This window comes from Methanoculleus sp. (assembly GCF_035363275.1).
GTDB lineage: Archaea > Halobacteriota > Methanomicrobia > Methanomicrobiales > Methanoculleaceae > Methanoculleus.
Genome location: NZ_DAOSET010000039.1, coordinates 1 through 21,852, shown reverse-complemented (window position 1 = coordinate 21,852; position 21,852 = coordinate 1). Strand labels below are relative to the sequence as shown.

At 62.8% G+C, this 21,852-nt stretch carries 27 protein-coding genes; 6 read left to right on the top strand and 21 right to left on the bottom strand.

What is annotated here, in order from left to right; translation table 11 throughout:
* The 3 genes from PLN84_RS09395 to PLN84_RS09385 all read right to left on the bottom strand — a co-directional run.
* On the bottom strand, positions 1 to 918 hold a 918-nt coding region (locus PLN84_RS09395), incomplete at its 3' end, for an SLC13 family permease (RefSeq protein ID WP_348532019.1).
* Positions 919 to 929: 11 nt separating this feature from the next.
* A complete protein-coding gene (locus PLN84_RS09390) occupies positions 930 to 1,472 on the bottom strand; it encodes a universal stress protein (protein ID WP_292384897.1) in 543 nt (180 codons plus the stop codon).
* A gap of 166 nt (positions 1,473 to 1,638) precedes the next feature.
* Positions 1,639 to 2,178 carry an archaemetzincin family Zn-dependent metalloprotease gene (locus PLN84_RS09385; protein WP_292384895.1) on the bottom strand — a complete coding sequence of 180 codons (540 nt, stop codon included), beginning with the start codon at positions 2,176 to 2,178 and terminating at the stop codon, positions 1,639 to 1,641.
* Between the two features lie 17 nt (positions 2,179 to 2,195).
* On the opposite strand from PLN84_RS09385, the gene PLN84_RS09380 reads away from it, so the two are divergent.
* Complete coding sequence (locus PLN84_RS09380; RefSeq protein WP_292384893.1) at positions 2,196 to 2,603, top strand: UPF0146 family protein; 408 nt, start codon at positions 2,196 to 2,198, stop codon at positions 2,601 to 2,603.
* Here the strand turns inward: PLN84_RS09380 and PLN84_RS09375 are convergent.
* Positions 2,600 to 3,961: a replication factor C large subunit gene (locus PLN84_RS09375; protein WP_292384891.1), complete on the bottom strand. Its 1,362-nt coding sequence runs from the start codon at positions 3,959 to 3,961 to the stop codon at positions 2,600 to 2,602. The two genes, PLN84_RS09380 and PLN84_RS09375, sit on opposite strands and share 4 nt — an antisense overlap.
* Before the next feature lie 247 nt (positions 3,962 to 4,208).
* On the opposite strand from PLN84_RS09375, the gene PLN84_RS09370 reads away from it, so the two are divergent.
* The 3 genes from PLN84_RS09370 to PLN84_RS09360 all read left to right on the top strand — a co-directional run bounded on the left by PLN84_RS09370 (position 4,209) and on the right by PLN84_RS09360 (position 6,364).
* On the top strand, positions 4,209 to 5,219 hold the full coding sequence (locus PLN84_RS09370; RefSeq protein WP_292384889.1) for a methanogenesis marker 2 protein: 1,011 nt from the start codon (positions 4,209 to 4,211) through the stop codon (positions 5,217 to 5,219).
* A complete protein-coding gene (gene mtxX, locus PLN84_RS09365) occupies positions 5,210 to 5,971 on the top strand; it encodes a methanogenesis marker protein Mmp4/MtxX (RefSeq protein ID WP_292384887.1) in 762 nt (253 codons plus the stop codon). The genes PLN84_RS09370 and mtxX overlap by 10 nt, the downstream gene beginning before the upstream one ends.
* 186 nt (positions 5,972 to 6,157) lie before the next feature.
* Complete coding sequence (locus tag PLN84_RS09360) at positions 6,158 to 6,364, top strand: histone family protein (RefSeq protein ID WP_066955067.1); 207 nt, start codon at positions 6,158 to 6,160, stop codon at positions 6,362 to 6,364.
* A gap of 331 nt (positions 6,365 to 6,695) precedes the next feature.
* On the opposite strand, the gene hisB is transcribed toward PLN84_RS09360, so the two are convergent.
* From hisB to PLN84_RS09275, 17 genes are all read right to left on the bottom strand, one after another.
* Entirely contained in the window at positions 6,696 to 7,280 is a 585-nt protein-coding gene (gene hisB, locus PLN84_RS09355; protein WP_292384884.1) for an imidazoleglycerol-phosphate dehydratase HisB, read from the bottom strand.
* Positions 7,273 to 7,986 (bottom strand): 1-(5-phosphoribosyl)-5-[(5-phosphoribosylamino)methylideneamino]imidazole-4-carboxamide isomerase, encoded by a 714-nt coding sequence (gene hisA / locus PLN84_RS09350; protein WP_292384882.1) that lies wholly within the window; start codon positions 7,984 to 7,986, stop codon positions 7,273 to 7,275. Before hisA ends, hisB begins: the two co-directional genes overlap by 8 nt.
* A 4-nt stretch (positions 7,987 to 7,990) precedes the next feature.
* Positions 7,991 to 8,890: an ATP phosphoribosyltransferase gene (gene hisG, locus PLN84_RS09345; RefSeq protein WP_292384880.1), complete on the bottom strand. Its 900-nt coding sequence runs from the start codon at positions 8,888 to 8,890 to the stop codon at positions 7,991 to 7,993.
* Positions 8,891 to 8,919: 29 nt separating this feature from the next.
* Positions 8,920 to 10,122 carry a methionine adenosyltransferase gene (locus tag PLN84_RS09340; RefSeq protein WP_292384879.1) on the bottom strand — a complete coding sequence of 401 codons (1,203 nt, stop codon included), beginning with the start codon at positions 10,120 to 10,122 and terminating at the stop codon, positions 8,920 to 8,922.
* Between the two features lie 60 nt (positions 10,123 to 10,182).
* A complete protein-coding gene (locus tag PLN84_RS09335) occupies positions 10,183 to 10,995 on the bottom strand; it encodes a diadenylate cyclase (protein ID WP_348532018.1) in 813 nt (270 codons plus the stop codon).
* A complete protein-coding gene (gene sucD / locus PLN84_RS09330) occupies positions 10,992 to 11,858 on the bottom strand; it encodes a succinate--CoA ligase subunit alpha (RefSeq protein ID WP_292384874.1) in 867 nt (288 codons plus the stop codon). Before sucD ends, PLN84_RS09335 begins: the two co-directional genes overlap by 4 nt.
* Positions 11,855 to 12,940: an ATP-grasp domain-containing protein gene (locus PLN84_RS09325; RefSeq protein ID WP_292384872.1), complete on the bottom strand. Its 1,086-nt coding sequence runs from the start codon at positions 12,938 to 12,940 to the stop codon at positions 11,855 to 11,857. The genes sucD and PLN84_RS09325 overlap by 4 nt, the downstream gene beginning before the upstream one ends.
* Complete coding sequence (locus PLN84_RS09320; protein WP_292384871.1) at positions 12,937 to 13,476, bottom strand: 2-oxoacid:ferredoxin oxidoreductase subunit gamma; 540 nt, start codon at positions 13,474 to 13,476, stop codon at positions 12,937 to 12,939. Before PLN84_RS09320 ends, PLN84_RS09325 begins: the two co-directional genes overlap by 4 nt.
* Positions 13,473 to 14,261, bottom strand: coding sequence for a thiamine pyrophosphate-dependent enzyme (locus PLN84_RS09315; protein WP_292384869.1), 789 nt, complete (start codon positions 14,259 to 14,261; stop codon positions 13,473 to 13,475). Before PLN84_RS09315 ends, PLN84_RS09320 begins: the two co-directional genes overlap by 4 nt.
* Positions 14,258 to 15,358: a 2-oxoacid:acceptor oxidoreductase subunit alpha gene (locus tag PLN84_RS09310; RefSeq protein ID WP_292384868.1), complete on the bottom strand. Its 1,101-nt coding sequence runs from the start codon at positions 15,356 to 15,358 to the stop codon at positions 14,258 to 14,260. The genes PLN84_RS09315 and PLN84_RS09310 overlap by 4 nt, the downstream gene beginning before the upstream one ends.
* Positions 15,355 to 15,627 (bottom strand): 4Fe-4S dicluster domain-containing protein, encoded by a 273-nt coding sequence (locus PLN84_RS09305; protein WP_292384866.1) that lies wholly within the window; start codon positions 15,625 to 15,627, stop codon positions 15,355 to 15,357. The genes PLN84_RS09310 and PLN84_RS09305 overlap by 4 nt, the downstream gene beginning before the upstream one ends.
* A gap of 11 nt (positions 15,628 to 15,638) precedes the next feature.
* Positions 15,639 to 16,184, bottom strand: a complete 546-nt coding sequence (locus tag PLN84_RS09300) for a FumA C-terminus/TtdB family hydratase beta subunit (protein WP_292384864.1) — start codon at positions 16,182 to 16,184, stop codon at positions 15,639 to 15,641.
* Positions 16,181 to 17,020, bottom strand: coding sequence for a fumarate hydratase (locus PLN84_RS09295; protein ID WP_292384862.1), 840 nt, complete (start codon positions 17,018 to 17,020; stop codon positions 16,181 to 16,183). The genes PLN84_RS09300 and PLN84_RS09295 overlap by 4 nt, the downstream gene beginning before the upstream one ends.
* Positions 17,021 to 17,123: 103 nt before the next feature.
* The gene (locus tag PLN84_RS09290; RefSeq protein ID WP_292384861.1) at positions 17,124 to 17,636 is read right to left on the bottom strand and encodes a 50S ribosomal protein L16; all 513 of its coding nucleotides are present in this window, start codon (positions 17,634 to 17,636) and stop codon (positions 17,124 to 17,126) included.
* Positions 17,637 to 17,697: 61 nt separating this feature from the next.
* Positions 17,698 to 18,459: an ABC transporter ATP-binding protein gene (locus PLN84_RS09285; protein WP_292384859.1), complete on the bottom strand. Its 762-nt coding sequence runs from the start codon at positions 18,457 to 18,459 to the stop codon at positions 17,698 to 17,700.
* A gap of 1 nt (position 18,460) precedes the next feature.
* On the bottom strand, positions 18,461 to 19,237 hold the full coding sequence (locus PLN84_RS09280) for an ABC transporter permease (RefSeq protein ID WP_292384858.1): 777 nt from the start codon (positions 19,235 to 19,237) through the stop codon (positions 18,461 to 18,463).
* Positions 19,238 to 19,363: 126 nt separating this feature from the next.
* Positions 19,364 to 20,350: an ABC transporter substrate-binding protein gene (locus tag PLN84_RS09275; protein ID WP_292384857.1), complete on the bottom strand. Its 987-nt coding sequence runs from the start codon at positions 20,348 to 20,350 to the stop codon at positions 19,364 to 19,366.
* Positions 20,351 to 20,516: 166 nt separating this feature from the next.
* Here PLN84_RS09275 and PLN84_RS09270 point away from each other — a divergent pair, with 166 nt between their 5' ends.
* Together PLN84_RS09270 and PLN84_RS09265 are read left to right on the top strand one after the other, a co-directional pair.
* On the top strand, positions 20,517 to 20,738 hold the full coding sequence (locus PLN84_RS09270) for a hypothetical protein (protein WP_292384855.1): 222 nt from the start codon (positions 20,517 to 20,519) through the stop codon (positions 20,736 to 20,738).
* Between the two features lie 612 nt (positions 20,739 to 21,350).
* A partial coding sequence (locus PLN84_RS09265) for a lyase family protein (RefSeq protein ID WP_348532017.1) occupies positions 21,351 to 21,852 on the top strand: 502 nt, incomplete at its 3' end.

Here is a 21,852-nt window from a genome sequence, read left to right as displayed (position 1 = left end):
GACGAAGAGCCCGCCGAAGAAGAAGAGGGCCGGCCACTCGATCTTCTCAAAGATCTCCTCCGGGGACTGCCTGCTCCAGAAGAGGAGGATCGCCGCCCCGATGAGGGCCACCTCCGCAGGTTCAAGCCCCATCGCCGGATCGACGAACGGCAGGACGGCGTGCAGAATCTCCCCGATCCGATCGTGGATGAAGAAGAGGAGGACCACAAAGACGATGACGGCCACCGACTTGTTGAAGAGCGACCGGTCGACGATCGCTGCCCGTTCATCGAGACTGTCGAGCGTCCGGACCAGTTCCTGCCGTTCATCCGGGCTCACCTTCATGGATCGGCCGTAGATGAGGTACATCAGCCCGATGAGGAGCACCATGTCGACGACCATGATGGGGGCAAGGTGAATCAGGAACTCATTGAACGTCAGTCCTGCTGACGATGCGATCATGATGTTCGGCGGGTCGCCGATGAGCGTCGCGGCCCCGCCGACATTGGAGGCGAAGATCTCCGTGACGAGGAACGGGACGGGGTTGAGGTTCATCACCCTTGCGACGTAAAGGAGCATCGGGGTGAGGAGGAGGACCGTGGTGACGTTGTCGAGGAACGCGCTCACGACCGCGGTCACGATCGCAAAGAGGATCATGACCCTGATAGGACTCCCTTTTGCGAGTTTCGCCGTACGTATTGCGATATACTCAAAGAGACCGCTGCCACGGGCGGTATTGACGATGATCATCATCCCGAGGAGTAAGAAGATGGTCCCGAAGTCGATATGCTCGAGGAGTCCCTCCCAGGTAACGATCCCGATGAAGACGACGACCGCCGCTCCCATCATGGCGGCAACTGCCCGGTGGATCCGCTCGTCGATGATGAGGGCGTAGGTGAAGAGAAAGACCGCTACTGCAATCAGTGCAATCGTATCCATCCACGCACCTGTCAGTAGATGAGAGCTGGTATCTCCACCCGCTGGCAGATGCGCAGGACGGTCGGGCTGATCGAGAGATCGGCCGATTCACCATCGGCATAACGCCGGGAGAGCGCGACAATATCGTGATTCTTCGCCATCAGGACAACATCGTCGCCCTTATGCCCGACAAACATCCTTGTCTGGGTTGAAAAACCGTGTTCTTCGAGTTTTGCCACGGCTCGTTCGAGCAGTTTCTGCCCGTACTCCTCTTTCTTTGCCTGGAACTCCTCCATTGATGCACGGTCAAGCGTCTGCTCAACGAGTTCGACTACCCCGGCATCGGTGATGTAGGCGAGCGAGATGGTGGCATCGTAGGCGGAGAGGACGTCGATGGCTTCATCGGTGATCTCGTGGACGAAGTGGTCGAGCGGCACCAGGATCGACCGGACCTCGGGGACGAGCATCTCCTCGTCGGCCAGCAGAAACTCGCCGTACTCCTTGAGGACCGACTCATAGCGCCTCCCGACGATATCTCTGTACTTTCGCTGGATTAAGGCAGAAGAGTATCCCATGTAAATCACTCCTAGGTTTTCCGGAGGTTTCGTTTAATACTTTTGTTTGGTCGGATCTGTACGCTCCTTCCTCTTGAGCGCCTGCAGGCGCTCCTGGTAGGAGTTATCCGCAGCCGTCATAAGGACGATCGCCGGAGATCACTCCCAGAAACCCGATCCTTTGCAGTCATCTCTCTTTCCGCTCCGCAAGCGCCTCCTGGCACTCCGGACAGAGCATCTTCCTCTTTCTGTCCAGTTCATCCAGCGTCCGCGGCCGGAACATGACGCATTCGGGGTTTTCGCAGTGCCCGAGCCCGAGGAGGTGCCCGATTTCGTGCGCTCCCTCTTTTGCGGTCCGGTCGATCAGGTCGGCGTCGTCCGGCACCCTGCCATAATACCCGTTCCCGAAGCGGGCGGTCGAGACGATGGCGACGCTGCTTGCCGGCCTCGCAAGGCCGAAGACGAAGTCGCACCCTTTGACGTAGAGGTCCCGCGAGGTGACGAGCAGCAGGGGGCCGTCAATCCCGTATCTGCGGGTGAGGGTATCCTGCAGGCGGTCCAGAATTTTTTGAGCATCGTGCTGGTTGCGATCACGGTCGTAGCCGTCAATGAGGAGCGGATAGTCGATGAGCCCGGTCTCTCGCCCGAGGATCATCGAAATCCTCCGGGCGACCGGGAGCTCGATACCTTCCGGTGCCTGTTGGTCCCAAAGAATATTGACGCCCATTACCTAATCTCTGGGTAATGTGTCACTATAAACATATTGAACGGAGTATCGGGGAGTATATCGCCGGTCGCTACCGGCGGGCCGTAGAAGTGGGTATCGGCAACAACCCCGACGCCGCACGACTGGTCGCAGCCGCCGGGGCTCTTGTCCTCTGCATCGACATCCGGCCCGGCATCCGGCACGAAGGGCTCACTGTGGTGACCGATGACATCTTCGAGCCCGACCTCCGACTGTATGCGGGTGCGGACGTGATCTACGCCGTGCGCCCCGGCGTGGAGATGGTCCAGCCGCTGATCGGGCTTGCCGCCCTGGTCAACAGCGATCTTTTGGTCTATCACCTGGGCTGTGAGATCTACGGGGACGGGGGCGAGGTCGTGGACTGCGGCCCGGTTCTTCTCCACTGCTACCACCGCCGCAGTCCTTAGAAGAGCGTCGCCTGACCCGGGGGAGGATCTCGCCGCGCCTCGGCATCGCCGGGAGGGTCGTCGTCTCTGGGTTTTTTACCCTTGGCGGGATTTTTTTCTTTGCCGGAGGCCTTCTTCTCCTTTGCCTTCTCTTCCTTCGCCACTTCTTTGACCACCTTTACGGCTCGGGCCTTGTCGTGGATGAAGAGGGCGAGCTCGTCTGCATCCAGCTGGAACTCGCGGACGTATCCTGCGGGGTCCTGCTCGATAAGGATGCTGATCGCGGTGAAGAACTCTTCACGCAACGCGTCCTCCGGGGTATGTGTCATCTCGCTGAGCTTCCGGGAGAGACCGGCCCGAACCGTCTTCTGCTTCTTTGACGCCCCCATCTTCTGCCAGCGCGACGGCGGCATGATGCGGCCGTGGATGCCGTGTCCGCCGGCGGCGTCGGCGACGCCGAGGAGCATGACCGCGTTCGCGTAGCGCCAGAGCGTGTAATACTGCCGCCGGTAGGTCCGGCCGATGTACTCGTCCGCCCTTGCGAGGCAGGCATACCCCTTCGTCCGTGAGGCGTGATCGGGCATCTGGTCGATACTCCCTTCGAGCCACTGTTCGATGGTATCGGGGGTGTCCTCGACCTCCACCGCCATGCGGAGCAGGTCGGCGTCCCGCCGCCCCGAAAAGACCGCGCCGACGAGTTCGAAGATGGTGGACCGCTGGTCCTTTGCGGAGGTGTGGACGTCGCCTGTCGCGAGGTGCTCCTTCCCGATAGCCGCGGCGTAGAGCATGTTCACAGCGGCCCGCATATCGCCGCCGGCGCGGCGTCCGATCTCGTCGAGCGCGAGAGGGTCGCACGCCACGCCCTCTGCGGCACAGATCTGGCGGAGACGGGGAACGATTGAGCGGGCCTGGAACGCCCGGAACTGCACCGGCTCCGTTGCCGCCTTGAGTTCCCGTGAGAGAGAGTAGTAGTCGTTTGCGATCAGGATCATCGGCTGCTGCGACGCAGCGATGATCTCGAGGATCGCCTTCGCCCCGCCGCGGTCCGCCTGCCCGTGCAGGTTGTCAGCCTCATCGAGCAGGATCAGTTTGCGGCTCGCGCCGGAGAGGCTGGCCGTGGTGGACCCCGAACCTGCCACCCGTTCGAGGGCCGCCTTGGTCCGCTGATCGGAGGCGTTCAGTTCCACCACCTCCCAGTTCATGTCGTTTGCAAGGGCATGGGCGCTCGAGGTCTTCCCGATGCCGGGCTTTCCGTACAGGAGCAGCGGTTTCTTCTGCCGCGACCAGTCCCGCGCCCACTCGTACATCTGCCTGACGGCGCCGGAGTTTCCCACAACGTCCTGGAGACGCTGCGGTCTGTACTTCTCCACCCAGTCCATACTGATCTATTTGACGTGGTGCATCAAAAATACAACTCCGGTATGAATCGGGGGTCCGCGGACACCCTGCCCGGGAGTCGCGCTCGCCCCGTCGAGATGTTCCGCCCCCTCTCTCCCGGAGCGGGACCGGCCGGCTTTCCTTCGCTGCGATCGGCCCCTGGAACAGAGTGAATAATACCAGTGAATCAAATACATTATCTCTGATGAGGCAGAATACCATTAAGAAAAGTGGAGTGTTGGTGTTCTTGTGGTGAAAGATTGCTCCACCGATACGGTAGCACGGGCCGTCAGGGAATACGAGGGGGTTACCCGGAAGAGAGTGATCGGGGATATGATCCGGTCTCTCCGGGTCGAAAGCCCCGATGTCGTCGCCTCGTTCGGTGAGGATGCCGCGGTCATCCGGCATAATTCGGAGGATGCGCTACTGCTTGCGGCAGACGGTATCTGGAGCAGGCTTATGGAGGCGGACCCGTTCTGGGCCGGGTACTGTGCCGTGCTCGTGAACGTCCATGATATTGCTGCCATGGGTGGAAGACCTGTGGCGATGGTCGATATCCTCTCCGTCACGAACGATGTGATCCGCGACGAGGTGACCCGGGGCATGGTCGCCGCATCCACGCAATTCGGCGTCCCGATTGTGGGCGGTCACCTCCATCCGGAGACGCCGTACAGCGTTGTGGACGTGGCGATCCTCGGGACGGCCCAGATGGACCAGATCATCTTCTCGGATACGGCAGAGGAGGGTGACCGGGTGGTCGCAGCGATAGATCTCAACGGCCGGGTGCACCCGTCATGCAGTTTCAACTGGGACTCGGTCACGATGAAGTCGGCAGAGGAGGTGCGGGCCCAGATCCGGGTGATGGAGGATCTGGGAAAAGAGCATCTGGTGACGGCCGGCAAAGACATCAGCAACCCGGGGGTCATCGGGACTCTCGGTATGCTTCTTGAGGTGAGCGGGAAGGGCGCGGTGATCGACCTTGAGGCGATACCCCGGCCGGACCTCTCGGCGATCGGTCTTCCCTTTGAGCAGTGGGTGCGCATGTACCCCGGCATGGGCTTCATCCTGACCGTGAAGGAGGAGAACGTGCAGGAGGTCTGCCGCCGGTTCACCGATGTCGGCATCGCCGCTGCCCCTATCGGTGAGGTTGACGGGAGCAGGCGGCTCTCCGTCAGGTACCTGGGCCGGGAGACACAGGTCTTCGACCTGGACCATAACGGCATCATGCAGATCTTCATCGAAGGAGAGGCATGCCGGTAACGGTCGGGCTCGGTGCGGCATCCCCGGACGAGAAGATCCTCGCGACCATCCGGGCTGTCGGCCGTGAGGTTGACCTTATTCTTTTTTCCTGCCCCGAGACTGCTGATTCATTCGGAGATGCTGTGGACGTCGTCGAGGCAAAAGAGCCGGAGGCGGCTCTCATCGATGCTCTCGCCGCAGGGAGGATCGATGCCGCCGTCAGGGGCACCCTGCCTGCGTCCTCCACACTCGCGGCCCTCAAACTGGCCGCCGGCGTCGATCACCTGGAGCGGATCGCCCTTCTTGAAACCGCCGACGGACACCTCTTCCTCCTTGCCCCGGTCGGGGTCGACGAGGGCTGGACGGTCACAGAAAAAGTTCGGCTCGTCGAACGCGGCCGGGATATCGCCCGGAGTTTCAGGCTTTCCGGGGGGGTGGCGGTCCTTTCGGGAGGACGGCTCGGGGATCTCGGGCGGCACCCGGCGGTCGATCGGACGATGGCGGACGCCGAACTCGTTGCACGCCTGACCGGTGCTGAGCATACCGAGATCCTGATCGAGGAAGCGGCGAGACGGTACGCGATGGTCGTCGCTCCCGACGGGATCTCTGGAAACCTGATCTTTCGTACGCTCACGTTTCTCGGAAATGGAGCCGGGCATGGTGCTCCGGTGGTAAATATCGATAAAATTTTCGTAGATACATCGCGCGCCTCAGCAGATTATACGAATGCAGTAATGCTCGCAAAATCGCTGGTGGAATCCCGAAGCGCATAGATGGCGGGGCTGTTTATCAAACGGACTCATTTTCGGTCTCTTTTCAATCGCCTCAATTCTCTGCCCGGTATCCGAATGCACTCTTCATATGCACCTCCGATGAAGGAGGGAAACGTAAATCTTCGAGATAATCCCGAAATATTTAAATATTAACTAATACACTTCTTTTTAGAGGTGAATTTGATTATGGCAGATCTACCTATTGCTGCGGTTGTACGTATCGCAAAGAAGAATGGTGCTGAGAGAGTCGGCAGCGACGCCGCTGCCGCACTGGTAACGAAGGCTGAGGCGTACATCGCCGAGCTGACCAAGGAAGCCAACAGGCTTGCCCAGCACGCAGGACGCAAGACGATCAAGGCAGAAGACGTCGAGCTCGCGGTTAAGTCCGCGTAACCCGGTCGTTCTCTTCTCTTTACCGGGGGTCTCTCGGACCCCCATCTCAGGTCTCTGTCCGGCGCAACTCTTTGTACCAGGTATGGGTTGGTCACGCTCGAGCGTGGGAGCATGAGGACCCGGATCTTTTCTGTCCCCTCGCCGTCAGACACTCCACCCGCGCAATCTGCCGCACAACCTCGTTCCCTGCGATTTTAGCCCGCCTCTTTCGCCGGTCGATGAAAAGGCGATTCTTTCACAACATCGGCCCGGCACGCGGCTACGTCGCCCTCGTGGCACGACTGCTGCCTGGTGCCGTGACGATCCTGAAAAATGGAGTGATCCTTCCGGATCAGAGCGTCCCCTTGGTGCTCGGCACATCGCCTTCTTGCGCGGGGTCGATCGCCATGGCCGCCCGGAGCGCCCGTGCAAACGCCTTGAACGCCGCCTCGCAGACATGGTGGTCGTTCCGGCCCGTGGCTGTGATATGGGCGGTGATCCCGGCCTTCGTGCAGAGGCTGTAGAAGAAGTGCTCGATCAGATCGCCGGGGATCCCGCCCGGGCCCACCGGCGAGAAGTCGGCCGCAAAGACGAGGTATCCCCGGCCGCCGACGTCGAGCGCCGCCCGGGCGAGCGCCTCGTCCATCGGGACGGCTGTGTCGGCAAACCGGGTGATCCCCCTCCCGTCGCCGACCGCTTCGGCAAGGGCCGTCCCGAGGACGATCCCGACATCCTCGATGGTGTGGTGAGCGTCGACCTCAAGGTCGCCGGTCGCCCGGACGGTGAGGTCTATTCTGCCGTGCCGGGCAAACGATGTCAGCATGTGGTCGAAGAACGGTATCCCGGTATCGATCGTCCCCGCCCCGCTCCCGTCGAGGTCGAGGCAGAGGCTGATCTCGGTCTCCTTCGTCTTCCGGCGAATCTCACTCTTACGCATGCGCTGCCTCCAGGACTTCGGGAAGGTGCACTTTCCCGGCGTAGAGGGCCGAGCCGAGGACCGCTCCGGCGGCCCCCGCATCCCTGAGCGCCCGGACGTCTCCGACAGCCGATATCCCGCCGGAGACGACGACCGGGACCCGTGCTCTCGCAAGAAGGTCCGTCACGGGCTCGATGGCGATCCCCTGCTGGAGCCCCTCCACGTCCACGTTCGTGTAGAGGAGGGCCCCCGCGCCGAGGGCTTCAAACCGCTCCGCCCAGGTAAGGTAACTGCCCGCGGGCTGCTCCCAGCCCTCGATCATCACCTCGCCGCCCCGGGCATCGATCCCGGGCATGACCCGCTTGCTCCCGAACTCGTCGGCGAGCGCCCTGACCACCTCCGGTGACCGGACGGCGAGGGTCGAGAGGATCACCCGGTCGACACCGGTATCGAGCCACCCGGCGGCGTCCTCCACGCTCCTGATACCGCCCCCAAGTTCGACGAACGCACTGGTCTCTTTTATGAAGGCCCGGATCAGGTCGGCGTTCTTCTGCGCCCGACCGAATGCCCCATCGAGGTTGACGATGTGGAGACCGTCCGCCCCGAGATCGAGCCACCGATGGGCCCAGGCGGCCGGCTCACCATAGACCGTCGCCGCCTCCGGCCGCCCCTGCACGAGCTGCACGCACCGCCCGTCCAGGATATCGACTGCAGGATAGATCTCCATGTTCTCAGCGTATGATCCGTTCAATGGGCATGACTAATATGTCTTTTGCGCCGGCCCGCTTCAACTGGTTGATCAACTGATAGACCCGCTCTTCTTTCACGACGGCATGAACGGCGACCAGATTTTCGTCGGATGCCACATCCATCACCGTCGGGCCGGAGAGGCCGGGCAGCACCTGCCGGACGTCGCTAAGGGCGCTCCGGTGGACGTTCATCATCAGGTAGCATTGTCCTTTTGCCCGGATGACGCTCTCGAGGGCGAGGACGATCTCGTCGATCTTCTCCCTTTTTTCCGTGAGCGAGACAGGGTTTGCAACCAGGATTGTCGTGGAGGTGAGAACCTCCTCAATGATGCGGAGATGGTTGGTCCGCAGCGTCGTCCCCGAGGAGGAGAGGTCGACGATAGCGTCGGCGATCCCGAGGTGCGGCGTCGCCTCGCATGCCCCACCGACGGTCACGATCGTGACGGCGACCTCGTGCTCAGCAAAGAACGAACGGGTAATCGCCGGGAACTCGGTCGCCACCTTCGCCCCCTCAAGGTCGGCAACGGCCTCGATCCCGGACTCCTCCGGGACGGCGACGACGAGCGTTGCCCTGCCGGTCTGCAGGTCGAGGACCTGTTCGACCATTGAGCCCCGCTCCATGACCATATCCTTCCCGGTAATGCCGAGGTCGGCAACGCCGCTCGCCACATACTCCGGGATATCGATTGGACGTGCGAAGAGGATCTCCACGTTCGGGTCGCGGGTTCGGGTGATGAGACGCCGCTCTCCTCCGTCGACCAGGTGAAGGCCGCTCTTCTCGATCAGGTGGTTGATGGGCTGTGCAATTCTCCCTTTGTTTGGGATGGCGAGACGGACGAGTCCGGGTTCGGACCCGGGCTTTCGGGACGATGGCTTACTCATGAGATATGAACTCCAAAAAGTGGGGATGATCAGAAGGTGGAGAGTTCGCCCCTGATGACCTTCTCGGTGACGGTGGTGATCTTCCCCAGCCACCCGTCGATGATCCCCTCGATGTCGGGCTTGATGGACCTGATGTCAACGCCCGGCTTCGTGAGAACCTGGGCGCTCGCCACGTGCGGCTGGTCGATCGGGTAACCGATCTGGGAGAGGATACGGACGTACATCTCCTCGATGCCGTCGACCTCCGTGACACAGTCCTGTGCTATCTGCGTCGCAAGGAGGTTGTAGATCTTGCCGATGTGGTTGATCGGGTTCTTGCCGCTCGTCGCCTCCATGCTCATGGGGCGGTTCGGGGTGATCAGGCCGTTTGCGCGGTTGCCACGGCCGACGGACCCGTCGTCGCCCATCTCGGCCGAAGTGCCCGAGACTGTCAGGAAGACACTGCCGCCCTCGAGGTCGTCAGCGGTGTTGATGGCGACGTTGATCTTTCTGCTCGTGAACTGCTTTGCGACGAGGGTGATCTGCTCGGTCAGGATGTTCTTCAACTCGATGTACTCGGCGATGCTCGAGCAGTAGCGGTCCACGAACGCCATCGCGATCGTCAGGGTGACGGCGTCGCCGTCACGCAGGCACATGATCTTACAGTCCTGGCCGATGACGGGGTACCTGAGCCGAAGCTCGTTGTCGAGGAACGCGGCGACACCCCGGACAACGCTCTCTGCCTCACTGAACGGCGCGTGCCCGACACCGAACGAGGTGTCGTTCGCCCGCGGAACCTTTCCCTCGCAGGACCGGAAGACGTCCCGGAGGTCGGTCGACCCGTTTCCCATCCGACAGTCAACGATGAGATCGCGGTTCATGTCGATGGTGGGGAGGATCGATCTGATGTAGTCCCGTGCCGCTTCGACGGCGATTGCGTCTGCGGGGATGTTCACACCGTTGAAGGTCTTGGTTGCCCGGCCTGATATGAGGAAGTAAATTGGTTTTGTGATCCGGCCGCCACCGAACTTCGGGATCGACTCCCCTGCCACGACCTCACCCTGGTCGGTGTTGTGGTGCAGGACGGAACCGCACTCCTCCAGGTATGACCTGCTGAGCGCCCGGCTGATCGACTCCGCGATGCCGTCCGCGAGGCTGTCCGGGTGCCCGAGGCACTTCCTCTCCACCAGTTCAATTCGCTGCTTCTCAATCGGGATCTGGTCAAGCCCTTCTACGCTGATGTTCCTGGTCATCAAATCCACCGTAGTTCTAAAGTATGATAAGAGAAATGATTGCAATTCATATAACCATTTCTAACCGTCACTCCGGAGGCGGATATCGGAACGGATGCTGATTTTGCAGTTGCCACCTCTGAAGATGCGCACCATCCCTCCGCTCTCGGAGACCGTGATGCCGATGGCCGGGATCTCGTGCGTGATGGACGCGGTTGCGCGGTGCCTTCCCCCAAGGCCGCTCGGGAGAGCGATACCCCGCCCGGTGACGTCGAGGTAGCGTCCCGCCGATCGCACCTCGCCGGTCTTGTCGATGACGAAGACGCCGTCGAGCTGGGCGAACTCTTTGACGCTCTCCCAGGTATCCTTGTTCTTGATGTCCCGCAGCGCGGCGGGCTGCCCCTGGTAGGGGTTGAGGATCGCCTGGTGGGAGTGTTTGAAGATCTCTTCCGGGTCTCCGATGATGAACGCGGTGCCGATAGACCGTCCTTCCCTGCCTTCGACCGCGATCTCAAGGGCGAGCGAAAGAGCCGCGTGGAGCACCTCGCGGGGAACGATGTCGGAGAAGTCCTTGAGGTTGATGAAGTTCTTCCCCTCCTCGATGTCGTAGATGATGACGGCGTAGGGAAAGACGCCGACGACGAGACCGCTCTCCAGGTTCCGCCGGAGGTAGAGGTGGACGGCAGCATCGAGCATGTGCCGTTCGCTCACCTCCAGGATGTCGTGCATGGTGAGGTCTTTCAAGACGTCGAGTTGCAGCTCCTGCACCCAGATGATCGCGATCTCGGGTACTCCGGGGGGGATCGGGGTCTGGTCGACGAATGAGACGACCGCCCGCGCGTTGATCTTCACCGCCACTTCACAGGCAGTGGCAAGCATCAGGTCGCCGTTCATAACACCTCGCGAATCAACCCCGGTATCTCCGATGGCCGGGAGGCGACCGGGACGTTGAGGGCGGCGAGCCTTCTGACCTTGGAACGCGCGTCGCCTTCGCCACCCTCGATGATCGCCCCCGCGTGGCCCATCCGCTTTTCGGGCGGGGCGCTCACGCCGGCGATGTAGGTGACGAGGGGAAGATCGGTCGACCGCACGCCTTCTTCCTCCAGGTTCCCGCCCACCTCGCCGATGACGACGACGGCCTTCGTCTGGGGGTCTTCCTCGAACCGCGCGAGCACGTCCACGAAGGTCTGGCCGATCACCGGGTCGCCGCCGATCCCGACGACCGTGCTCTGGCCGATGCCGGCGCGGGTGAGCTCGTCGACGACTTCGTAGGTGAGGGTACCGCTCCGGGAGACGACGCCGACGTTCCCGCGGCGGGTGAGGTGGGCCGGCATGATCCCGAGTTTGCACTCCCCCGGCGAGAGGAGGCCCGGACAGTTCGGGCCGATGACCGCGCAATCGTGGAGTTTCGCGTAGGCGATGGCCTTCATGGCGTCGTGAACCGGGATGTGCTCGGTGATGACGACTGCAAGGTCGATCCCGGCGTGCGCCGCCTCCATGATCGAGTCGCCCGCGGCGCTTCCCGGCACGAAGCAGACGCTCGCGGTCGCATCGTGCTCCCTGAGCGCCTCACGTACCGTGTTGTAGACCGGGACGCCGTGGACCTCACGCCCGCCCTTGCCGGGCGCAACCCCCGCGACGACGCCCCGCCCGCCGACCTCGCGCGCGTAGGCGTTCATCAGCTCCGTGTGGAACGTGCCCTGCTTGCCGGTGATGTTCTGGACGATGACACCGAGGTTTTTGTCGCCGTAGATCATGATCGCACCTCCATCGCCGCCTTCACGGCCGCATCCATGCTCTCGAGCATCCGGTAGCCGCATTCCGCGAGCAGCCGCCGCCCTTCCTCCTCGTTCGTCCCGGCCATCCGGACGATGACCGTCGGCGCGACGCCGGCGGCGATGATGCCTTTCGCGACCTCGTCACACCGGGTTATCCCGCCAAGGAGGTTGACCACGATCACCGAGACCTTCGGCATGCTCGCGACGAGCCTGACCGCGTGCTTCACGCGCTCCTGGTCGGCGCCGCCCCCGACGTCGAGGAAGTTCGCCGCCCGCCCGTTGTAATACTCGATGAGGTCGAGCGTCGACATCGTGAGCCCGGCGCCGTTCCCGATGACCCCGATAGTCCCGTCGAGTTCCACGTACGAAAAGCCGTGCTGCTCTGCCTCACGCTCACGCTCGGAGAGGTCGCGGTTGACCGTTATCCCCTGCCGGGCGAGGGCGTTGTCGTCGACGATCAGCTTCGCGTCTGCCGCATAGACGCCCCGCGGCGTTGTCACCAGGGGATTGATCTCTGCGAGCATGGCGTCTTTCTCCTGGAAGACGTGGTAGAGGCTGTTGATGACGGGCGCGAGTTCCTTCGGGGCTCCGCCGAGGAGTTCCCGCATCAGGAACGGCGGGATGTCACGGAGGAGCGGGGCCACGATGACCCTACGGATAGCTGATTCGTCCGCTTTCGCCGCGTTCTCGATCTCCACCCCGCCCGCATCGGCAAAGAGGATCACCGGCTGTTTGCTCGACCGGTCGATGGCAATGCTGACGTAGTATTCGTGCTCGATCGCCAGCCGCTCCTCGACCAGGATCTCCCTGACCGGGACGCCCTTGATCTCCCGCGAGAAGAGTTCGCGGGCGGTCTCGCTCGCCGTCGCTCCGTCGGCCATCAGGACGCCGCCGGCCTTCCCCCGCCCGCCGACGTCCACCTGCGCCTTCAGCACCACGCCGTCACCCAGTTCCGTCAGGTGTGCCGTGACCTCGTCCGGTGACCGGATGAGAACTCCCTTCGGGACCGGTATGCCATACTGTGAAAAGATTGGTTTAGCCTCGTACTCCAGCATCTTCATGGTTTACACGCTCGTTCTCCGAGTTCAAATCCCCGTTTCAGTGCTTTGATGTTCAGGTTCTCCGTGCCCTTGGGGACACTGTCGAGCACCGCACGCTCGATCGCCTCCCTGCTCACGATCTCGGTCGCCGCCACAAGGGCGCCGATCATCACGATGTTCGCGACGATCTCCCGGCCGAGGGCGGTCTTCGCCTCCGCCGTCGCCGGGATCTCGTAGGCCCGGCAGGCCGGACGTGACCGGACCAGGTCGGCATCGATGAGCATGACTGCGTCCTCCCTGGCACGGGTCCCATACTTCTCGAACCCCTGCTGGGACATGATGACGTAGATGTCGGGGTCCGCCACCTCGGGATAGAGGATCGGCGCATCGTCGATGACCACCTGCCCCATCGAGGCCCCGCCCCGGGCCTCCGGGCCGTAGACCTGCGTCTGGACGGCATACTTCCCGTCATAGAGCGCCGCCGCCCGGCCGAGGATGACCGCGGAGAGGATGATCCCCTGCCCGCCGTAGCCCGAGAACCTGACTTCGTGCCTCATCGCCGCACCCCCATCGCCGGCCGGCTCCTTCGGACCAGCTCCCCGACGGTGAAGGTGCCCTCGGGGATCGGCTTTCCTTCCGCCGTCAGGCGGTTGTATTTCTCCACAAGCATCGCGTGGCTCCGGATGTGCTCGATCATCGCCGGGACGGTCCGGAGCTTGTTGTGGCGGCCGTAGTTCGTCGGGCACTGGGTCCGTACCTCGACAAAAGCGAGCCCCGGCGTCTGCATCCCGGTCGTGACGGCCTTCGTGAGTTCTTTGACGTGGTAGGACGTCCAGCGGGCGACGTAGTTTGCGCCGGCGGCGACCGCAAGTTCGGCGAGGTCGAAGGCCGGTTCGCTCGCCCCGTAGGGTGTCGTCGTCGAGATGGCCCCGGGCGGCGTCGTCGGGCTCCCCTGCCCGCCGGTCATGCCGTAGATCTGGTTGTTCATGCAGACCACCGTCATATCCACGTTCCGGCGGCAGGCGTGGATGAAGTGGTTTCCGCCGATGGCGGCAAGGTCCCCGTCGCCCGTGAAGACGACGACGTTGAACTCCGGTCGGGCCATCTTCACCCCGGTGGCGAACGCAAGCGCCCGGCCGTGGGTGGTGTGGAGCGAGTCGGTGAGGATGTAGCCGGGAGCACGGGACGAGCACCCGATCCCGGAGACGAAAACCGTCTCGTCCCGCTTCCAGCCCATCTCCTCCACGGCCGCGAGGGTGCAGTTGATGACCGTCCCGTTGCCGCACCCCGTGCAGTAGATGTGGGGAAGGCGGTCTTCCCGGAACCATTCGGACGCGCTCATCGGTGCTCCTCCAGTGCACTGACGAGTTCGGCGGGAGTGTGGAGTTCTCCTCCAATCTTTGGGATCGCTACGACCGGCTGGTCCACGTGACGCTGGACCTCACGCACCATCTGGCCCAGGTTCAGTTCCGGCATCAGGAAGACCTTTGCGTTCGGGAACTCCTTGAGGGCAAACTCCGGGAACGGCCAGACGACCCGCAGGCGCAGATGACCGATCGAGTCGCCCGGCCGGTCGTGGATCACCTGCTCCACCGTCCGGGACGGCGCACCGTAGGTGACGAAGACCGTCTCGGCGTCGGGGTTCATCACCTCGTAGTCGGCGATTGCGCGGCGGGCCGACTCAATCTTCGTGACCAGGCGCCGCACGAGCCTATCGTGCGCCTCCGGGTCGGTCGTATCCGGGTAACCACGTTCGTCGTGGGTGAGGCCGGTCACGTGGACCGCCCTCCCCGAGCCGAAGGGTGCGAACCCCGGGATGCCGTTTTCGTTGGCTTCGAAGGGGAGCGAACCTTCCGCGAGCGGGCGCGGAGACGTGGCCTCGACCGAGTCGGGGATGGTCACCCGTTCCCGCATGTGGCCTACGATCTCATCGGCCATCAGGAAGGTCGGGACCCTGAATCGGTCCGCGAGGTCGAACGCTTTCACCGTCAGGTCGAACATCTCCTGGACGGAGTTCGGGGTGAGCGCGATGGTGCTGTAGTCGCCGTGCGACCCGAACCGGCACTGGAACATATCCCCCTGCGCCGCCCGTGTCGGCTGGCCGGTGCTCGGGCCGCCCCGCTGGACGTTGACGACGACGCACGGTGTCTCGGTCATCGCCGCGTAGCCGATGTTCTCCATCATCAGCGAGAACCCCGGGCCGCTCGTTGCGGTCATGGCGCGGGCCCCGGTCCAGGCGGCGCCGATCACCGCGGCGATGCTCGCGAGTTCGTCCTCCATAGAGATGAAGACCCCGCCGGCCTTCGGGAGTCTCCGGGCCATCGTCTCGGCGATCTCCGTCGACGGCGTGATCGGGTAGCCGCCGAAGAACCGGCATCCGGCGGCGAGGGCGCCCTCCGCACAGGCGGTGTTGCCCTGCATGAACTCAACTCTGCTCAAAACTCCACCTCAACCCGATGAGGCTCAAACGGCCTCTCCTCGACCCAGGCAATCGCCTGATCGGGGCAGATCATCCGGCAAACTCCGCAGAGCATCCGCCCGTAGAGCGCCTGCAGCCTGCAGTTCGTGCACCGTTCGGGGCGGTCGAGGACCGGGGAGACGATCCCCCGGCTATTGAGTTCCGTCCCCTCCGCAAAGATCCCGTAGGGGCAGACCAGCACGCAGAGGTTGCACCCCTTGCAGCGGCTTTCATCGATGACGAGTTTCATGAGACCGTATCCTATCTTATGTTGAATCGCTGGTGAAATTGTGTTTTCGCTTTCTCGCGTACTGCATGGAAGAGATCGCCGCCGTGTGCATCGATCCCGACCGTCAGCGGCAGGCGATCGGCCTTGATGACCCAGATCGCCTCGGCCATGCCGAGGTCTTCGAAATAGACGCCTTTAAGGTCCATGCGGGCGGCCGCGAGCGCGGCGCATCCGCCCGTGAGCGCGAGGTAGACCCCGCGCCCCCGAAGCTGCTCGACCACTTCAGGTCCCATGCCGCCTTTCCCGATGAGGGCGCGGACACCCGCGTCGAGCAGGAAGCCCGAAAGCGCGTTCATCCGGGCGGACGTCGTGGGTCCGGCAACGACGAGCCGGCCGTTCTGGACTACCGGGCCGCAGTGGTAGACCACAGCGCCCCTGGGATCGAAGGGGATACCCTCCTCCATCATGCGGAGGTGGGCCTCGTCCCGGGCGGTGTAGATCGTCCCGGAGAGGGTGACCCTGTCGCCCGCCCGGAGCGAGAGGACCTCGTCGCCGAGCGGTGTCGTAAGGTCCGTCACCGTTTCACCTCCACGGTTGCCCGGCGGCATGCCCAGCACTGGACGTTCACCGCCACCGGGAGGGATGCGGTGTGGCAGCCCGCCCGCTTCACCTTCACCGCGAGCGCCGTCGTATCGCCGCCAAGCCCCATCGGCCCGATGCCGAGGGCGTTCACCGCGTCGCAGATCTCCTGCTCGTAGGGGTCCATGGTGTCGACCGGGAGGAGCAGGGCTTCTTTTGCGAGCGCTGCCGCCGTATCGAAGGTCCCGCCGATCCCGACGCCGAGGATCACGGGGGGGCAGGGTTTGCCCCCCGCGATGAGCATCGTCTCCACGACGAACCTCGGGATATCCTTTGCCTGCGAGGGGAGGAGCATCCCGATCCGCGAGACGTTTTCGGAGCCCGCTCCTTTCGGGAGCACCGTCACCTCGAATCGGACCCCTGGCGTCACGTGGACCGCTGGCATATCGTCGCCGGTGTTGTCTCCGGAGTTCTTCCGGGTGAGCGGGTCGACGACGTTGGGGCGGAGCGGGATGCTGGCCGTCGCCCGGCGCACCCCTTCCCGCACCGCATCGTTGAGGGCGGGTGTGAACGGGACGTCGGGAGGGAGGGTGAGGTAGACCACCGGCACACCGGTATCCTGGCAGATCGGCACCTGGCGCTCCCCGGCGAGTGTAATATTTTCCAGAATGTTGGTAAGTTCCTGCCGCGCGATCTCGTCTCTCTCGGCCGCCGCCGCCCTCCGGAGCGCAGCAAGGACGTCGGGGGGGAGGCGGATTTCGGCCTCTTTGAGGGCTCTCTCTGTGGCGTCTGCCAGTTCGCTCGAAAGCGTCGGATCTGCCGGATTAACCATCATTTATACTGGTGGGAAGCGACTATAAAAAGTTATATTCCCCCAGGTACCGGTTCTACTCTCCAGCGGGACGCTCCCCGCAAAAAGGATGGGGCGGGATGCGAGTTTACGCTACCGGTACCTGTTCTTCGACGATCCTTGCGGGGGTCGGGATCTTGTAGATTCCGCGCCGGAGGGAGGCCTTTGCCTTCTCGGCGTACTGTGGGTTTGTCCAGACGGAGAAGACCTTCTGGCCACGTTCAACCCGCGCCGCGGTGCCGACGGCCTTCCCGAAGGCAAGACGCATGCCTTCCGAGACACGGTCCGCACCTGCGCCGGTTGCCTGCTTGTTCTCACGGAGAACGTGGTGCGGGAAGGTCCGGATCTTTAAGTGGTAGTTCGCCCTCCCGACCTCCTTCTGGAGCTGCCTGTTGATGCCGGTACGGGCGGCCTCAAGGGCCGTGTGCCGTATCTGGCAGGTCTCCTCGGCCACGATGGAGAGCTCGACCGGGAAGTCCTGGCTAAGGTTGCCCATATCAAACTGCACGACCTTGCTGCCCGGCACGCCGCCCATGTATTCCCTGCGTGTATATGCTTTCTTTGCGAGATTCCTGTACATCTTCGCTGGTTTTCGTACCATCTTTAAAAACTCCTGCCGATCTTTGAGTGCTTTATAAAATGGAGATTTCTTCTAATAAACCTTACTGGGCGCTTTCGCTCTCGTCGATCATCCGGAGCACCCGTCGGCGAACCTCCGCGAACTCAGCGCTGGTCCGGTCCCGCGGCCGGGGCCAGGGGATGGTGATGCTCTCCCGGACCGTCCCTGGCCTTGGTGCGAGGACAACGATCCGGTCAGAGAGGTATACCGCCTCATCGACGCTGTGGGTGACGAAGACGATCGTCTTCTTCGTCTTCTCCCAGAGGGAGAGAAGCTCTTTCTGCATCCGGTTCCGGGTCTGGGCATCAAGCGCCCCGAACGGTTCGTCCATGAGGAGGACGTCGGGGTCGTTTGCGAGCGCCCGGGCGATCGCCACCCGCTGCCGCATCCCGCCGGAGAGTTCGTAGGGGTAGGCGTCCCGAAACTGAGAGAGGCCGACCATCTCGATGTAGTGGTCTGCCGTCTTCCGGCGCTCTTCCTTTCCGACACCCCGCATCTCCAGGCCGAAGGCGACGTTGTCGACCACCCTCCGCCAGGGGAAGAGGGAGTACTCCTGGAATACCATCCCGCGCTTCGGGTCAGGGCCGGTGACGGCGCGGCCGTCGACGATGACGCTCCCGGTGGTCGCGGTCTCGAGCCCGGCAATGATCCGTAAGAGTGTCGTCTTCCCACATCCGGAAGGTCCGACCAGGCAGATGAACTCTTCGTCCCTGATGTCGAGGTTGACACCCTCGAGCGCCTGCGTCATGGTGCCGTCTTCCTTGGGGAAGGCCTTGCCGAGATTCCGTATCGTTACCCCGCTCATATCAGGCCACCTCCCCTGCTCGCCACCGGAGGAGTTGTCTTTCGACGTAGTTCCTGAAGATGCGGTCGATGATGAGCCCTGTAAGGCCGAGAATCAGCATGTAGACGACGACATTGGGCATCTGGTGGAGGTAGTAATTGTGCCAGAGCTGGTAGCCGAGGCCGTAGTTTGAGACGCCGAACATCTCGGCGGCGACAAGGCACATCCACCCGACGCCCATGGCAATCCTGATCCCGGAGGCTATCCCCGGGATGGCGGCCGGAAGGGCGACATAGCGAATCAGTTCTAACGAGGTGTCGCACCCGAGCACCTTGCCCGCCTCGACAAAGACCTTCGGGACGTCCCGGAACCCGGAGTAGGTCGCGGTCAGGATCGGGAAGAAGGCCCCTGCGAAGATCACGAAGCCTGCTGCCTGGGTGGTGAGCCCGAACCAGATGATGGCGAACGGGATCCAGGCGAGCGGCGGGATGGGGCGGAGAATTTCGATGATCGGGTCGAGCAGATAGTCCCCGATGCGGAACCATCCCATCAGGATCCCGATGGGGACGCCAAGGAGGAACGCTGCGATGAGCCCGATACCGAAGTGCTCAAGGCTCACCAGTGTATCGGCAAGAAGAGTGCCGGAGCCGAGGAGGTTTGCGAACGCGCCGGCGACGTCGGTGACGCTCGGGAGGATGAAGGATCGGCCTACCACATATTCGGCAATGATCTGCCATATGATTGCCACGACGGCGAGCGATGCGATGCCGAGGAGTCGTTTCTGTGTCTGCTGGTTCATGGTTCTATTCCACGGTCTGGTTCTTCCGGGGTGGGGTTGCCGGGTCCGCTCCGGAAGGTTCTCCCTTATTCCATCGGCACTTCTCTAAAAGATACTTTTGGAGGAAAAACGGGTGAGGTTTCCGGGTTACGCCCGGGCCTTCTCGTAGAACGAGAGGTCGAAGAGGTCGTCCTCTGTGAGGGGCTTGTCGATGTAGCCGAGCTCGTACTGGAGGTTCGTGTACTCGACGACCGAGGTCGTGATGACGTTCGGGTCGGCGGTCCAGGTGCCGTCCCAGTCCCGGAAGGAAGCCTTCACGGTCTCGATGTTCTGCCCGGTCTTTGCGGAGTAGATGGATGCGGCCTCGTCCTGGTGTTCGAGGTTGTACTCCGTCGCTCTGATGTGCGTCTTTACGACCTGTTCGACGATCTCGGGGTGATCACGGATCAGCGAGCCGCTGGCGACGAGAACACAGCAGGCGTGATCTTTCAGCATCTCTCCTGACTGCACTACTGTTCTCCCCGTACCTTCCGCTGCGATGACGGACGGCGACGGGTGGGGCAGGAAGACGCCATCGACCTGGCCTGCGGAGATGGCGGTGGTTGCGGCACCGGGGTCCATGGCGACGATGGTGACGCTTGCGGGGTCGACGCCGTTCTCCTCAAGCCAGGTCCGCAGGATCGTGTCCTGGATGGTCCCGGGCGGGAAAGTGGCAATCTTCTTGCCCACGAGGTCGGCGGGGGTCGAGTATGCGACCTCATTCCTGAGCACCAGATCGGAGCCCTGGGTCTGGACCGCTGCAACGATCTTAGCGTCAAGCCCGGTGCTCACGGCCGCGATGAACGGGGCGGAGCCGACGTAGGCGATATCAAGGTCCCCGGAGAGCATCGCCTGCATCTCGGGCGCGCCGGTGGGGAAGTTATAGTCGGTCACCTGCGTGATGCCGTAGGGCGCGAGGTCCTCCTGCCACCATCCCTTCTCCATCGCGGTCATGTGGGCGGTCTGGTGGGTGCTCGGCTGGTAGCCGATCCGGAGGTGCGTCACGTCGCCGGTTTCCGTTCCGGTGCATCCGGCGACAAACGCGAATGCCGCGACCAGGGCCACGACCAGAATTGTTGCGGTTAATGATCTCATCAGTGTCTCTCCATCAATATGGTTAATAGTATACGGTTAGTCTTTACGTTGAGAGTATATAGTATTGTCGAAAACCTGGCAATATTTTATATTATGGGCAAAATTTTCTATCTATAATTCTCCTTATTAGGATGATCTGAGTGTGGCTGGGAGGATCTCTCGGATAATGCTCCAGAGGCAGGGTGCCGGGGATGAAGGGCGCACGGTGGGCTGCCGAAGCACTGAAGTGAGGGAAGAGCCCCGGACAGTGGATCGTGGGGGCTACGCCTCTCCGGTGCTCGAGTTCCTGCCCTTCGTCCAGTCGCTTATCGCCATTGGGGGAACGACGCTCCGGAAAACGACTGTCCGTAGGACAGGAGTTCGAGAAGACCGGAGTTCGAGCACCTGAAGGGTGCGGAGTGCGAGCGAAGCGAGCTTAAACACCGTTAGGTGCGAGGGGGATGATCTCCCTTGTCTCCAACTCGCTGATATGAGAGTGTTTCCCCCACCCCACCCGCGCTTCGCGCTCCTCCTCTGCACCTGACGGTGCTCAAACTCCCGTCCTTCGGACAGTCGTTCCCCGCCCCTCAAGGGGCGGGGGCAGTCATGGCGATACCCGATGGAAACCCGTGTCAGGGTATACAATTGTCGAGCTCGCTAAGAGCTGGAGTATACGATGCCAAATATGCCCACGGGAACAGCCCGAGGCAGAAAAAGCCCCGTACGCTGGACCGTGGGGGTATCGCCTCGGGGGAGGGGCTGACGGGGAGTGCGAGCAAAGCGAGCTTGAGCACCGATAGGTGCGAGGGGGCTTGCCCCCTCCCCTGTCTCCACAAATGGGACCGTCTCAATGTGACTGGCTGGAACATTCGGTGCTTGAGATGCCGTCAGGCTTCGCAATCACGGGACTGCGCACCCCCGGATGAGAACCTGCCCCTCCCCCCCTCGTCTCCCTCGCTCACCCCGTGCGTGGTTTTAATCTCCCCCGCGGCCAAACGGTACAGACAGGACTGTTGATAGAATGCGTTCGGATCAGATTCGGCAGGGCCGTCTCTCCGGCGAGCGTTCCGGCGACCTCGAGCACTTTCTTGCGTCGATGGAAGCCGACCGCTGGATCGCGGAGGCGGACCTCCTCGTGGATATGGCGCACCTCCTCGGCCTCTCGCGGCAGGGGATCATCGACGAAGCCCCGGCCCGTGCGCTGATGGCGGCGCTCCTCGACCTCCACGACCACGGCCTCCCGGAGGAGGCGTTCGACGAGAAGTTCGAGGACGTCCACGCCGGCAAGGAAGCCTACCTCATCGACCGGGTCGGCGAGGACTTCGGCGGCCGCCTCCACATGGGCCGGTCCCGGAACGACGAGGTCGCGACCTGCATACGGATTCGGTTGAAGCAGGAGATTGTCGCCCTCGTGCGGTCGCTCACCGACCTCCGGCGGACCCTGCTCGACGTCGCCGCCGCCCACACCGAGACGGTGATGCCGGGCTTCACCCACCTCCAGCACGCCCAGCCCACGACGCTGG